Origin of the sequence: Chelatococcus asaccharovorans, assembly GCF_003201475.1 — a bacterium.
GTDB classification, from domain to species: domain Bacteria; phylum Pseudomonadota; class Alphaproteobacteria; order Rhizobiales; family Beijerinckiaceae; genus Chelatococcus; species Chelatococcus asaccharovorans.
Window position 1 is genome coordinate 114482 of the sequence record NZ_QJJK01000014.1, and the last position, 12036, is coordinate 126517.

The window sequence follows — 12036 nt, forward strand, 5'->3', positions numbered from 1 at the left end:
TCTCAGACCTTTTCGACTTCCGGTCGTCCGAGGATGCCGGACGGCATGAAGATCAGGACGATTGCCAGGATGGAGAACGCCGCGACGTCCTTGTATTCGATCGAGAAATAGGCGGACCACAGGGTCTCCACGAGCCCAATGATCAGGCCGCCGAGGACGGCGCCGGGAAGGGAGCCGATGCCGCCGAGGACGGCCGCCGTAAACGCCTTGACGCCGGGGACGAAACCATCCGAGAAGCTCACCACACCATAATAGAGGAGATACATGGTCCCCGCGACAGCCGCGAGCGCCGCGCCCATCACGAATGTGAGCGAGATCGTGCGATCGACGTTGATGCCGAGCAGTGCCGCCATCTTCCGGTCCTGCTCACAGGCACGCTGCGCACGGCCGAGCGGCGTTTTCTGCACGACATACCAAAATATCGTGAGCAGAACGGCAGTCGCCGCCATGATGATGATTTGCTTGTACGCCAGAGTGACAGCATAGCCGTTGTCCTCGAACAGGGTTATGCCGCCATTGACCATGGGCGGAATGGACTTGTTGCGCGCGCCTTGCACAACCTGGACGAAATTGGACAGAAAGATGGAAACGCCGATCGCCGAGATCAGGGGAGCGAGCCGGAAGGAGCCGCGCAATGGGCGATAGGCGATGCGCTCGACGGCCCATCCCCAGAGCGATGTCAGGATCATGGCCAGGACGAGCACGATAAGGAGGGCGATGGCGATGGAGCCAATGCCGAGCCAGCTTGTAAGGAAAATGAAGAAGATCAGCGCAATAAAGGCTGAAAGCATGAAAATATCGCCATGAGCAAAGTTGACCATGCCGATGATGCCGAAAACCATCGTGTAGCCGATGGCAATGAGCCCATAAATCGAGCCAAGCGTCAGCCCGTTAACGAGCTGCTGCACAAAAACTTCCATATCGTGCCTTTGCCCCCGTGGCGTCGGGACTTTACGTCTGTCAGGTGGCAATCATGCCCAAAGTTATTCAAATACTTACATGACGCCGGGCGAAAGACGGATCCCGTCACGCTGAAGTGTCCGCATTCTGTAACCTCTGGTATCGATGACAATCGCTTACGTTGATCGTCTTGTCAAAACTATGCCGCGAAACCGACGGCGCGGAAACTCCGACATTGGTTGAAGACAGCTGTCGGCCAAGCGGCCGGGCCGGCCGGACGGTGCCAGCCCGGCAGACATGATCGCGTCTCCTGGCAGGCGTATTAGGCGCAGACGTTGGCCCTCGCCTCGGATTCGGACGCATTCGCAGTGCAGGCGGTGCCCCCCGCTGATCCACAGCTGATGCACAGACGCGTCTTCCTGTCCGATCGATCCGTGATCGCGAGAGGCGAGGCTGAGGCGGGCGACCGTTCGCGCCGGAGGCTGGCCAGCCGTGTCATGCCAAGAATTTGAGATATCAGCGGAAACAGATCATCTGTGACGCGCCGTCCCGTGCCGTGATTGCCACGAACAAAGGGGCAGCCGCTATTTCAGTCACAACCTCTGTCATGATATCCACAGCCGAACTGATCGATGGCCGACGTGCCCATCACCAGTGTCTTGCTGAAGCATGAGGGCGGCATTGACCGGTCGGAGCGGCGGCAGCTGCGGTCAGTGACTTGGCTGCGGTCAGAGACTTGGCTGCGGTCAGGGGCTTGGCTGCGGTCAGGGACTTGGCAGGCTGTCGCCTTATGGCGTCCGGTCTGCGTTTGTCGCGACGTTTGACCTGGGCATTTGGCCGACACGCCCAATCGAAAGGCGATCGACAGGAGATGCCGATGCGATAAGGCAAAGATCGAAGCGACGGGTGTCGCGCTCGGCGCAACAGCGATCCAGGAGACGGGTCCGCGCAATCACGCAACGGTGGTCGCTCTGTCTCAAGCGGAGATCGCAACGCCGTTAATTATTGATTTTATTTATCTATTTCATGCGTCGGTGCGGCTTCATTCCGTTGAATGCTCGTCTGGCCGACTGCCTTTTGCAATGCAGGTCGATTGTTATGTCCATAGTTCCGACGAACCCCGGCCAGGATGACAATCCCAGCGCGACGGCTGCGGAATCCGGCACGAATTTATCCGATGAGACATTGGCAGAACGCGCCTATCGGGTCATCGAGGATCAGATCATACGGCTCGTTCTTCCTCCGGGCCTACGCCTGACCGAGCAGGAGCTCGCGTCGCGCCTGGACATCGGCCGGACGCCGGTTCGCGAGGCCTTGCAGCGCCTTGTCAACGATGGCCTCGTGGTGGTTTTCCCGCGCAAGGGCATTGCGGTATCCGTGGTGAACCCGCTGGATGTGCTGATGGCGCTGGAGGTGCGGACCGTGCTTGAACGCCTCCTGGCGGCGGCCGCGGCGCGCCGTGCCGGGCCGCAATCGCGGGCGGAGCTCGGCGCCTTGTTGGAACAACTCGCGGCGGCGGCCGAGGCCGGCGACCATGATCGGTTCGTTGAACTCGACAGGGCGATCTACCATCGCCTCGGTGAGATGGCCTCGAATCCCTTCCTGGTCAGGGCGCTCGCGCCGCTGGAAGCCATGGCGCGGCGCGCGCGCTACTATTTCCTGCGGAATGACGATCTCACCGAACCCGCGCGTCTGCACCGGACGATGATCGGCCATGTGCTGGCTGGCGAAAGCGCCGCAGCGGAGACGGCGTCCGATGCCCTGATGGACTATTTGCGCGGCGGCATCAAGCGAACGGTTGTCGGCATGTAGGTGCCCCCCGGGCGAGGTGTGATTCGGACCGCGACGGGTGCGCTGGCTTTCACGACCAAGCGCCGCAAGGCCGCAAGGCCGCAAGTCCGCAAGTCCGCAAAGCCCCGGATCGCGGCGCAGTCATCCAGCTCGCTTCACCCCGTTGGACGGTGATCGCACCCGGCGCCGGACTTCTCCTGCGTGCCGCGTACCAAGCCGCGCGCCAAATTGTCTCGTTGCTCATCACATTGCGAAAATGCTCGCTCGCCTCGCCCTTCGCGCCGTTCCGAACGGAAAACCGCTACACAGTTTTCCTGGACTTGCTCTAGGATAGGCCCGTCTTTCGTCACCAGTCTTCGCGAAGAGCCATGGATGGTCGCGCGGGGACATGCGGGGGCGGTGGTATCGGAATGGGGAGCGGTGCCGGGTTGTGTTGGCGCCAAGAGGAGGAGACGTCGCCGTGGCAATGACGATGACGGGTGAGTTCGTTCTTGCGGCAGAACCGCAGGCCGTATGGGAAAAGCTCAACGATCCCGAAGTGCTGAAGGCCTGCATCGCCGGCTGCGAGGAGCTGGAACGGACGGACGAAGGCGGTTTTCGCGCCGTCGTGAAGGTGAAGCTCGGCCCCGTCAAGGCAACCTTCAAGGGCAAGGTCACGCTGACCGATCTCGACCCGCCGCATGGCTACACGATTGTCGGCGAGGGCGAGGGCGGCGTGGCCGGTTTCGCCAAGGGGGCCGCCAAGGTCGGGCTCGCCCCCGTGCCGGAGGGCACCAAGCTGTCCTATGACGTCGAGGCGACTGTCGGTGGCAAGATCGCGCAGCTCGGCGGCAGGCTCATCAACGGCGTCGCCAAGAAATATGCCGACGATTTTTTTGCCAGCTTCGCCGCGATCGTGTCGCCCGAGCAGGCTGAGACCGTCGCCAGTTAGTGTGGTGGATTTGAAATTCGTCACAGAATGGATCGAGGGTGACGAACGCATTTCAAATCCCAAAACCACACGAGAATCATTAGCTTGCTAATGCATGCTGATTTTATACGGAACCACCGTGTCATTCCGGGGCGGGCCGAAAGGCCCGAGCCCGGAACCCAAGAATACCAGGTTCAACAACACCACGCTCAACCCGGGAGGCACAGTCCGATGCATCTTTTCTCGGGCCGCGTGTTCATGGATCCCGGGCTCGTTGCTGCGCAACGACCCGGGATGACCGTGGGATTCCATCCTGAGATCCGATCGGCCTCAGGGCATCGCCTCACTCCCGCCGGCGCCGCGCAGGGCCGGCGAGAGCGTCAGGAAGGCGGGCAGCCAGAAGAACAGGAAATGCGCGTTCACGAAGGTGAAGGCGTCGGACAGGTCTGTCACCATATAGACCAGCGAGAAAACCAGCAGGAACAGGCTGAGGCGCGCAAGATGCCCGGCAGGAGATAGCGGCTGGCCGGTGCCGCGCGTCGCGTCGATATCGGTCAGCGTCGCGGCCAGGGAATTGACGATCAGCGCGAAGAACGCCAGCGCCGCCGGGATGCCGAAATAGAAGGCGGGCCCGAGATAGCCGTTGTGCGGATGGCGGCCGAAGGGGTTCTCGATCTCGGCCGTGGGGCCTGCGCCGAGCCATGGGTGCTCGATGATCGACCGGGCCGCGAGGCTCCAGATATCCAGGCGATAGGACTTGCGGCAGATGTCGCCGCCCTGGCCGCAGGCCAGATCCTGCAGCGTGCCCTCGTTAAAGACGAGGAGGGCGGGGGCGGCAATCGCCGCGAGGATGGCGAGCGCCGCGATGAGCCTGCCCCTGCGGCCGGCGGGCAGTCGCAGAATGATGGCGAGCACCACGGCCGCGAGGAAGGCGGCGATGATCGGCCCCCGGCTGAAGGTGAGGATGAAGCCCGCCGCGTTGACCGCGGCCGCCGCCAGCAAGGCGAGCCTGAGGCGCCCGCGCGCGGTGATCGCCGCCGTGAGGGCGGTCGCAACCCCGAATATGAGGGCACCGGCGCTGAAGATGGCGCCGTTCGCCCGGCCGTAGAGGTGCAGGCGGACGAAAGTCGGCCATTCGATGACCACCTGCCCCAGGATAGCGATGACGGTCGCCAGGGCGAGGACGAAGGCCGAGACGAGGAGCAGGCGCCGGGGAAAGTCCGGGTCGCGGCGCAGCGCCGTCAGCACCACCACGCCGAAGGTCAGGATGGCAAGCGCGTTGCCGGCGGCCTGCCAGGCCTTGCCGGGCGAGCCCGCGCCGCGGAACAACACCCCCACCACCTCCCAGGCGACGATGCCGAGGATCAGGAGCGCCGCCAGCCTGGGGCGGGGATCGCTGAGAAACATGCGCCGCATCGCGCCGTCGGTCGCGAGAAGAGCGACGCCAGCCGCAATCAACCCGACGAAGACTGCCAGCCAGAAGATGTGGAGCGGCACCAGGGTGATGGCGACGATGGTCGCGTAGACGAGGGTCGAGGCGAAGCGATCGCGATGAAGGGCATCGCTTCCGGCGAGCCGGGCCTTGGTGAGCCATGGAGCCCCGGTGAGCCATTTGGCCGACGACGGTGAAGGCGACGACGGTGAAGACGACGTTGGTGAAGGCATGGGACTCCTCGGGTTCGTCACATGGCGACGGGACAACGGTCAACCCATCGTTCAACCGCAGGCAGCTATGGCAATGCCGGAGGGCGCGGTCAACGTGGCATCACGCGCCGGGACCGGGGACCCGTGCACGCCGCGCCTTGCTGGTTGTCTCACGCTTTCCTATAAGGACGCCCGCGCGCATCCATGCTGGCGATATCGCGCGGACCATGAAGATCAGGAGCCTGCTCGATGGGGCGTCGCCGTTCCCGCCTCGCCCTTGCGATGGATCTCAAGCCGAAGGCCTTTGCGCTGTTCGAACGCCTGTCGCGCGTCACGCGCCGTTCGCCGCTGCATCTCGGCTTCTTCCCTGACATCCGGCCCTATCCCGACCGCTTTGTCCAAGTCTACCAGAACGACCGCTATCGCATGCGGCTGGCGTCGCCGCCTTATGCGGACGTTCTGCCCGCGCTGGCGATCGACAACTGGGATGTGAAGCTCCCCAGCTTTGCCGAGGCCGATGAGACGATCATCCGGCGGTTCGTCGGCATTTTCCAGGACGCAATCGTCCCGGGCCATACGCTGACGCCGGTCGATGCGGAGAGCCTCGCGCAGCTCGCGCTGGATGAAAGCCGGCTCGCCAACTGGAATTTCGCCTATCCCGCGCCGATCCTCTTCAAGCGCCGCGTGGCGGAGGGGCTCGGCATCGTGTTGCCGCCGTATCCGCATTACGGCCATCTCCTGCTCGACGTGCTGATGCCGATCGCCCATGCGCTGCGGTTGGGGGCGGGCGACGGGCGCAAGCTCACCATCATCACCAAGGCGCACCGCATTCCGCTCATCAATGCCTTCGTGAGCGGTCTCAGGAAGCTCGGCCATACCGTCGAGGTGATGGAACTGACGCCCTTCGACCATGCGGTGGTGCCGGAACTCCTGCTCGCGCGTTCGCTCTGCCGCAATGTCGAGCGGGCCTACGGGCTGCACGAATCGCTGCCCTATCTCCGGTCGATCTTCGAGGCCGCCTATGGGCCGGTTTCGGTGCCGCCGTCGCCGCTCGTCTATTTCTCGCGCGGGCATTCGCGACTGCGGCGCCTCCTCAATGAGGACGAGCTTCGCCATGGGCTGATCGAACGGGGGTTTACGGTCTTCGAGGCTGGCTGGGGCAACCACCCGCAGCAGATCGCCACCTTCACACAGGCCTCGGTGCTGGTGGGTGTGCACGGCGCCGGCCTTGCCAATGTCGCCTGGATGCAGCCGGGCGCGCATCTCGTCGAGATCTTCCCGTCGACCTTCCGCAAGACCACAGGCCTCCATTGGGCGGCCGAGCACGATTTGGGCTACGATTTCTTCCTGGCTTCCCCTGAAGGGGCGATGCAGAGTTTCAGCATCGACTGTGCCGCCTTTTTCGCGAGGCTCGATGCCATCGTGACGCGATCGCACCTACGACCTTAGTCGTAGCCATTGCAAAAATCGGGAAAATTCGCCGGAAACGGCGCCTTTTCGCGATCGATCTTGTGATCGCCGCGGCAAGAAGCGGCCTTGACCTACATTTTTATGATTCTAGACTGAGTGCGATCGTCCATGGTCACGCAGGCGGTACGCACGGTCAGGCCGCGGCACCCCTGCCAACAGCATACGAAGGCTGCGGTGAAGCACTCCAGCCAGCGAGGGAGCCCACCATGACCACCGTGTCCATGACGGTGAACGGCAAGGCCGTATCCGCCGATATCGAGCCGCGTACGCTTCTCGTCCAGTTTCTTCGCGAAAATTTGCGGCTCACAGGTACGCATGTCGGCTGCGATACCAGCCAATGCGGGGCTTGCGTGGTGCATCTCGACGGACAAGCCGTGAAAAGCTGCACCGTGCTGGCCCTGTCCTGCGATGGCGCGACCGTCGGTACCATCGAGGGGCTGGCGTCCGACGGCGCGCTGCACCCGATGCAGGAGGCGTTCCGCGAGCATCATGGCCTGCAGTGCGGCTTCTGCACGCCGGGCATGATCATGTCGGCGGTGGATATCGTCGCGCGCTGTGGTCACCATCTCGACGAACAGACCATTCGCGAGGAACTCGAGGGCAATATCTGCCGCTGCACGGGCTACCACAATATCGTCAAGGCGATCGCGGCAGGCGCCGAGGCCATGGGTGCCTCTTCGCCGATGCAGCACGCTGCCGAATAAAGGCTTGCGCGCCGCGGCCGCGGTTTATCGGCTGCGGTTGGCTGCGGTTCATGGGCTGCGGTTCATGGGCCGCAGTTCATGGCCGCAGTTCATGGCCGAAAGACCGGAACGGGCAGGGACTATCCGGGCAAGGGTGCATCCGGACTGGGATGTCCGGGGAATAAACGCCGGCATGCGAGGGAGGCAGAGATGAACGCCACAGGGATCGGCGCCGCGGTGCGCCGCAAGGAAGACCAGCGTTTCATCACCGGGAAGGGCCAATATACCGACGACGTCAACCGGGCCGGACAGGCCTATGCCGCTTTCGTCCGCTCGCCGCATGCCCATGCCGAGATACGCGGCATCGACACGTCCGCCGCCCTGGCGATGCCGGGGGTGATCGCCGTGCTCACCGGCGCGGACCTCGCGGCGGACAAGATCGGCGGGCTCATCTGCGGCTGGATGATCCATTCCAAGGATGGCAGCCCGATGAAGGCCGGCGCCCATCCGGCCTTGGCCCAGGGCAAGGTGCGCTATGTCGGCGACCATGTCGCGGTCGTCATCGCCGAGACCGCGTTGCAGGCGCGTGATGCGGCGGAGGCTGTCTCCGTCGACTACAACGTGCTCCCTGCCGTCGTCGATCCGGCCAAGGTGAAGGGGGCCACCGCCGTCCACGATGTCGCGCCGGACAATACGGTGTTCTCCTGGCAGCTCGGTGACAAGGCGGGGACCGATGCCGCTTTCGCCAGCGCGGCCCATGTCACGCGGCTCGATTTCATCAATAACCGGCTCGTGCCCAATGCCATCGAGCCCCGCGCTGCGGTGGGCGACTACGATGCCGGCACGGACAGCTTCACGCTCTACACGACGAGCCAGAACCCGCATGTGGCGCGGCTCGTGCTGTCGGCCTTCATCGGCATCGCGCCGGAGAACAAGCTCAGGGTCATCGCGCCTGATGTCGGCGGCGGTTTCGGCTCGAAGATCTTCATCTATGCGGAGGAAACGGTCTGCGTCTGGGCGGCCAAGCGTGTCGGCCGGCCGGTGAAATGGACGGCCGACCGCACGGAGGCCTTCCTTGCTGATGCCCATGGGCGCGACCACGTGACCCGCGCCGAGCTCGCCCTTGACGCCAAGGGCAAGATGCTCGGTCTCAGGGTGCACACGATCGCCAATCTCGGCGCCTATCTCTCGACCTTTTCGTCGTCGGTGCCGACCTATCTCTATGCGCCCTTGCTGTCGGGCCAATACGATATCCCGGCGATCTATGCCGAGGTCGATGGCGTCTATACCAACACGGCGCCCGTTGACGCCTATCGCGGCGCCGGCCGGCCCGAGGCGACCTTCGTCGTCGAGCGGCTGGTCGAGGTCGCGGCGCGCGAGATCGGCTCGGACCCGGTGGCGTTCCGGAAGAAGAATTTCGTCTCCAAATTTCCGCACCAGACGCCGGTCATCATGAATTATGACGTCGGCAACTATCCCGCGGCGATGGACAAGGCGCTGGAGCTCGCCGACTACAAGGGCTTCGCGCGGCGCAAGCGCGAGAGCGCGAAGGCCGGCAAGCTGCGCGGCCTCGGCTTCTCCGCCTATATCGAGGCCTGCGGCATCGCGCCGTCCCAGGCGGTCGGCTCGCTCGGGGCCGGCGTCGGCCTCTGGGAATCGGCGGAAGTGCGAGTCAATCCAACCGGATCTGTCGAAGTCCTCACCGGATCTCACAGCCACGGCCAGGGCCATGAGACGACCTTTGCCCAGCTCGTCTCCGACCGCCTCGGCATCGGCATCGATCAGGTGAGCGTGGTCCACGGCGATACCGACAAGGTGCAGTTCGGCATGGGGACCTACGGCTCGCGCTCCGGCGCGGTCGGCATGTCGGCCATCGTCAAGGCGCTCGACAAGGTCATTGCGAAGGGCCGCAAGGTGGCAGCCTACGTGCTCGAGGCGGCCGAGAGCGACATCGAGTTCAAGGATGGCCGTTTCACGGTGGCGGGCACCGACAAGGGGCTGGCTTTCGGCGAGGTGGCTCTCCAGGCCTATATCGCGCACAAGTTCTCGGGCCAGGAGCTGGAGCCCGGCCTCAAGGAAGGCGCGTTCTACGACCCCACCAATTTCACCTTTCCCGCCGGGGTCCATATCTGCGAGCTCGAGATCGACCCGGACACCGGTGTCGCGCGGATCGACCGCTGGACGGCGGTGGATGACTTCGGGACGGTCATCAATCCGATGATCGTCGAAGGCCAGGTGCATGGCGGCATCGCCCAGGGCGTCGGGCAGGCGCTGCTTGAAGGCGCGCATTATGACGATGAGGGCCAACTCGTCACCGCGAGCTTCATGGACTATGCGATGCCGCGTGCCGGCGACCTGCCATCCTATACGGTGGGGATGACGGTGACCCCCTGTCCGTCGAACCCGCTCGGCATCAAGGGGTGCGGGGAGGCGGGGGCCATCGCCGCGCCACCGGCGGTCATCAATGCCATCACGGACGCGCTGGGTCACGAGCACGTCGCCATGCCGGCCACCTCGCAGGAGATCTGGCGGGCCTTGCAGCGGATGCCGACACAAATGGCCGCGGAATGAGTGCAATCATCGGGACGTCATACCGGGGAGCGGACGGGGCCTCCGGGAGCCCGGGATCCAGCAGCGCCGACCGCGCGCGCTTAAGGATTCCGGCCTTTCGCACGCCCAAGGACGCCTCGACCGGGATGACCGCCTCGTTTGGAGAGGGATAGCAGCCCATGTATGCCTTCGACTATCACCGCCCGGACAGCCTGCGGAAGGCCGCCAGTCTCGCCGCCACGGTCGAGGACGCCAAGTTCCTCGCCGGGGGGCACACATTGCTGCCCACCATGAAGCAGCGGCTGGCGTCGCCGTCGGCCCTCATCGACCTCAACAGGGTCAAGGAACTCGCCGGTATCGAGTTGCGCGGACGGACAATCGTCATCGGCGCGATGACCCGCCATGCCTCCGTCGAGCAATCGCCGGAGATCCAGCAAGCGTTGCCGGCGCTCGCTGAACTCGCCCATCTCATCGGTGACCCCCAGGTCCGCCATCGCGGCACGATCGGCGGTTCGATCGCCAATAACGACCCGGCGGCGGACTATCCGGCGGCTTGCGTCGCCCTTGGGGCGACCATCGTCACCAACAAGCGCAAGCTGGCGGCGGATGAATTCTTTACGGGCCTGTTCGACACGGCGCTCGAGGACGGCGAGATCATCACGAAGGTGGTCTTCCCCGTCGCGAGCAGGGCTGCCTACGCCAAGTTCCGCAATCCCGCGTCGCGCTATGCGCTCGCCGGCGTCTTCGTGGCCAAGCGCGGCAGTGATATCCGTGTCGCCGTGACCGGTGCAGGCGAGAGCGGCGTCTTCCGGCTGCCGGAATTCGAGGAGGCGCTGAAGAAGCGCTTCTCGCCGAAGTCGATCGAGGGCCTCAAGGTCTCGCCGGATGGTCTGATCGGTGACATTCACGCCGATCCCGCCTATCGCGCCCAACTCGTGGCGGTGATGGCCCGGCGCGCTGTAGCCAAGGCGGCGGCGCGCTGAGCGCCTTGCACCTTGACGAAGCTGCGCCGAGCTGAGACGGCTAGTGGTTCGTCGTCGACATTTGCACGCGCCTGATGAGGGCGTTGGAGCCAATGGCGAAGTCAAGAGAACCACCGGGGCAAGTCCGTCTGTTGCGGACTTGCCTTGGACAAGCCGGGCTCCTGATCTGAGGGTCGCGGCTGGAGCGACTGCATGACATCCCTGCCGTCTTCCATCGATGAAACGCTCGCGCTTCTCGGCAGCGCAGGCTATGTCGCCGATCGGCCGCTGGCCACGGTGCTGTTTCTGGCCTTGCGCATGGGCCGCCCGCTGTTCCTCGAGGGGGAGGCGGGCGTCGGCAAGACCGAGATCGCCAAGGTTCTCGCGGGCGCGCTCGGCCGCCGGCTGATCCGCCTGCAATGCTATGAGGGGCTCGATGTCGCCTCGGCCGTCTATGAATGGAACTATGCGGCGCAGATGATGGCGATCCGCCTCGGCGAGGCGGCGGGCGAGACGGACCGGGATCGCCTGGAGGCGGATGTCTTCTCCGAGCGCTATCTCCTAAAGCGGCCGCTTCTGCAGGCGCTGGAGCCTGACACCGCGGGGCCGCCCGTGCTGCTGATCGACGAACTCGACCGCACCGACGAGGCCTTCGAGGCTTTTCTCCTGGAGGTCCTGTCGGACTTCCAGGTTACGGTGCCGGAATTCGGCACGATCCGCGCCGACAGCCCGCCGATCGTCCTCATCACCTCCAACCGCACCCGCGAGATCCATGACGCGCTGAAGCGCCGCTGCCTCTATCATTGGGTCGACTATCCCGATGCGGAACGCGAGCTTGCCATCGTCAAGGCGCGCCTCCCGAACGCCCCGGCCGAATTGACGCGGGAGATCGTCGCCTTCGTCCAGGCCATCCGCAAGCAGGATCTGTTCAAGGCGCCGGGCGTCGCCGAGACGCTGGACTGGGCGTCGGCGCTGGTCGAGCTCGATGCGGTGGCGCTCGATCCGGCCGTCGTGTCGGATACCCTCGGCGTGCTCCTCAAATATCAGGACGACATCCAGACAATGCAGGGTTCGGCCGTGAAGGCGATGCTCGATGCCGTGCAGGCCGAACTGAAGGCGGCGTGAC

9 protein-coding genes are annotated in these 12036 nt (G+C 64.5%); 7 read left to right on the top strand and 2 right to left on the bottom strand.

The genetic code is table 11. From position 1 onward, the window contains the following. Positions 1 to 2 precede the first annotated feature (2 nt). Positions 3 to 920 carry a branched-chain amino acid ABC transporter permease gene (locus tag C7450_RS27785; RefSeq protein WP_110377742.1) on the bottom strand — a complete coding sequence of 306 codons (918 nt, stop codon included), beginning with the start codon at positions 918 to 920 and terminating at the stop codon, positions 3 to 5. Positions 921 to 1998: 1078 nt separating this feature from the next. On the opposite strand from C7450_RS27785, the gene C7450_RS27790 reads away from it, so the two are divergent. Both C7450_RS27790 and C7450_RS27795 read left to right on the top strand, forming a co-directional pair. Next, a complete protein-coding gene (locus tag C7450_RS27790) occupies positions 1999 to 2712 on the top strand; it encodes a GntR family transcriptional regulator (RefSeq protein WP_170147481.1) in 714 nt (237 codons plus the stop codon). 439 nt (positions 2713 to 3151) lie between these two features. After that, positions 3152 to 3622, top strand: a complete 471-nt coding sequence (locus C7450_RS27795) for an SRPBCC family protein (protein ID WP_110377744.1) — start codon at positions 3152 to 3154, stop codon at positions 3620 to 3622. Positions 3623 to 3931: 309 nt separating this feature from the next. Here the strand turns inward: C7450_RS27795 and C7450_RS27800 are convergent, their stop codons facing one another. Continuing rightward, complete coding sequence (locus tag C7450_RS27800; RefSeq protein WP_110377745.1) at positions 3932 to 5266, bottom strand: O-antigen ligase family protein; 1335 nt, start codon at positions 5264 to 5266, stop codon at positions 3932 to 3934. Positions 5267 to 5494: 228 nt separating this feature from the next. On the opposite strand from C7450_RS27800, the gene C7450_RS27805 reads away from it, so the two are divergent. The 5 genes from C7450_RS27805 (at position 5495) to C7450_RS27825 (ending at position 12035) form a co-directional block, all read left to right on the top strand. Beyond that, positions 5495 to 6694, top strand: coding sequence for a glycosyltransferase family 61 protein (locus tag C7450_RS27805; RefSeq protein WP_110377746.1), 1200 nt, complete (start codon positions 5495 to 5497; stop codon positions 6692 to 6694). Positions 6695 to 6921: 227 nt separating this feature from the next. Continuing rightward, positions 6922 to 7419: a (2Fe-2S)-binding protein gene (locus C7450_RS27810; RefSeq protein ID WP_110377747.1), complete on the top strand. Its 498-nt coding sequence runs from the start codon at positions 6922 to 6924 to the stop codon at positions 7417 to 7419. 189 nt (positions 7420 to 7608) lie between these two features. Further along, positions 7609 to 9969: a xanthine dehydrogenase family protein molybdopterin-binding subunit gene (locus C7450_RS27815; RefSeq protein WP_110377748.1), complete on the top strand. Its 2361-nt coding sequence runs from the start codon at positions 7609 to 7611 to the stop codon at positions 9967 to 9969. Between the two features lie 158 nt (positions 9970 to 10127). After that, positions 10128 to 10931: an FAD binding domain-containing protein gene (locus C7450_RS27820; RefSeq protein ID WP_110377749.1), complete on the top strand. Its 804-nt coding sequence runs from the start codon at positions 10128 to 10130 to the stop codon at positions 10929 to 10931. Between the two features lie 192 nt (positions 10932 to 11123). Further along, on the top strand, positions 11124 to 12035 hold the full coding sequence (locus C7450_RS27825; protein ID WP_110377750.1) for an AAA family ATPase: 912 nt from the start codon (positions 11124 to 11126) through the stop codon (positions 12033 to 12035). The last annotated feature ends 1 nt before the right edge of the window (position 12036 follow it).

Excerpts from the sequence above, each read along its gene's own strand:
- C7450_RS27785 (WP_110377742.1), bottom strand. The coding sequence starts at position 920 with ATGGAAGTTTTTGTGCAGCAGCTCGTTAACGGGCTGACGCTTGGCTCG.
- C7450_RS27790 (WP_170147481.1), top strand. The coding sequence starts at position 1,999 with ATGTCCATAGTTCCGACGAACCCCGGCCAGGATGACAATCCCAGCGCG.
- C7450_RS27800 (WP_110377745.1), bottom strand. The coding sequence starts at position 5,266 with ATGCCTTCACCAACGTCGTCTTCACCGTCGTCGCCTTCACCGTCGTCG.
- C7450_RS27805 (WP_110377746.1), top strand. The coding sequence starts at position 5,495 with ATGGGGCGTCGCCGTTCCCGCCTCGCCCTTGCGATGGATCTCAAGCCG.
- C7450_RS27810 (WP_110377747.1), top strand. The coding sequence starts at position 6,922 with ATGACCACCGTGTCCATGACGGTGAACGGCAAGGCCGTATCCGCCGAT.
- C7450_RS27815 (WP_110377748.1), top strand. The coding sequence starts at position 7,609 with ATGAACGCCACAGGGATCGGCGCCGCGGTGCGCCGCAAGGAAGACCAG.
- C7450_RS27820 (WP_110377749.1), top strand. The coding sequence starts at position 10,128 with ATGTATGCCTTCGACTATCACCGCCCGGACAGCCTGCGGAAGGCCGCC.
- C7450_RS27825 (WP_110377750.1), top strand. The coding sequence starts at position 11,124 with ATGACATCCCTGCCGTCTTCCATCGATGAAACGCTCGCGCTTCTCGGC.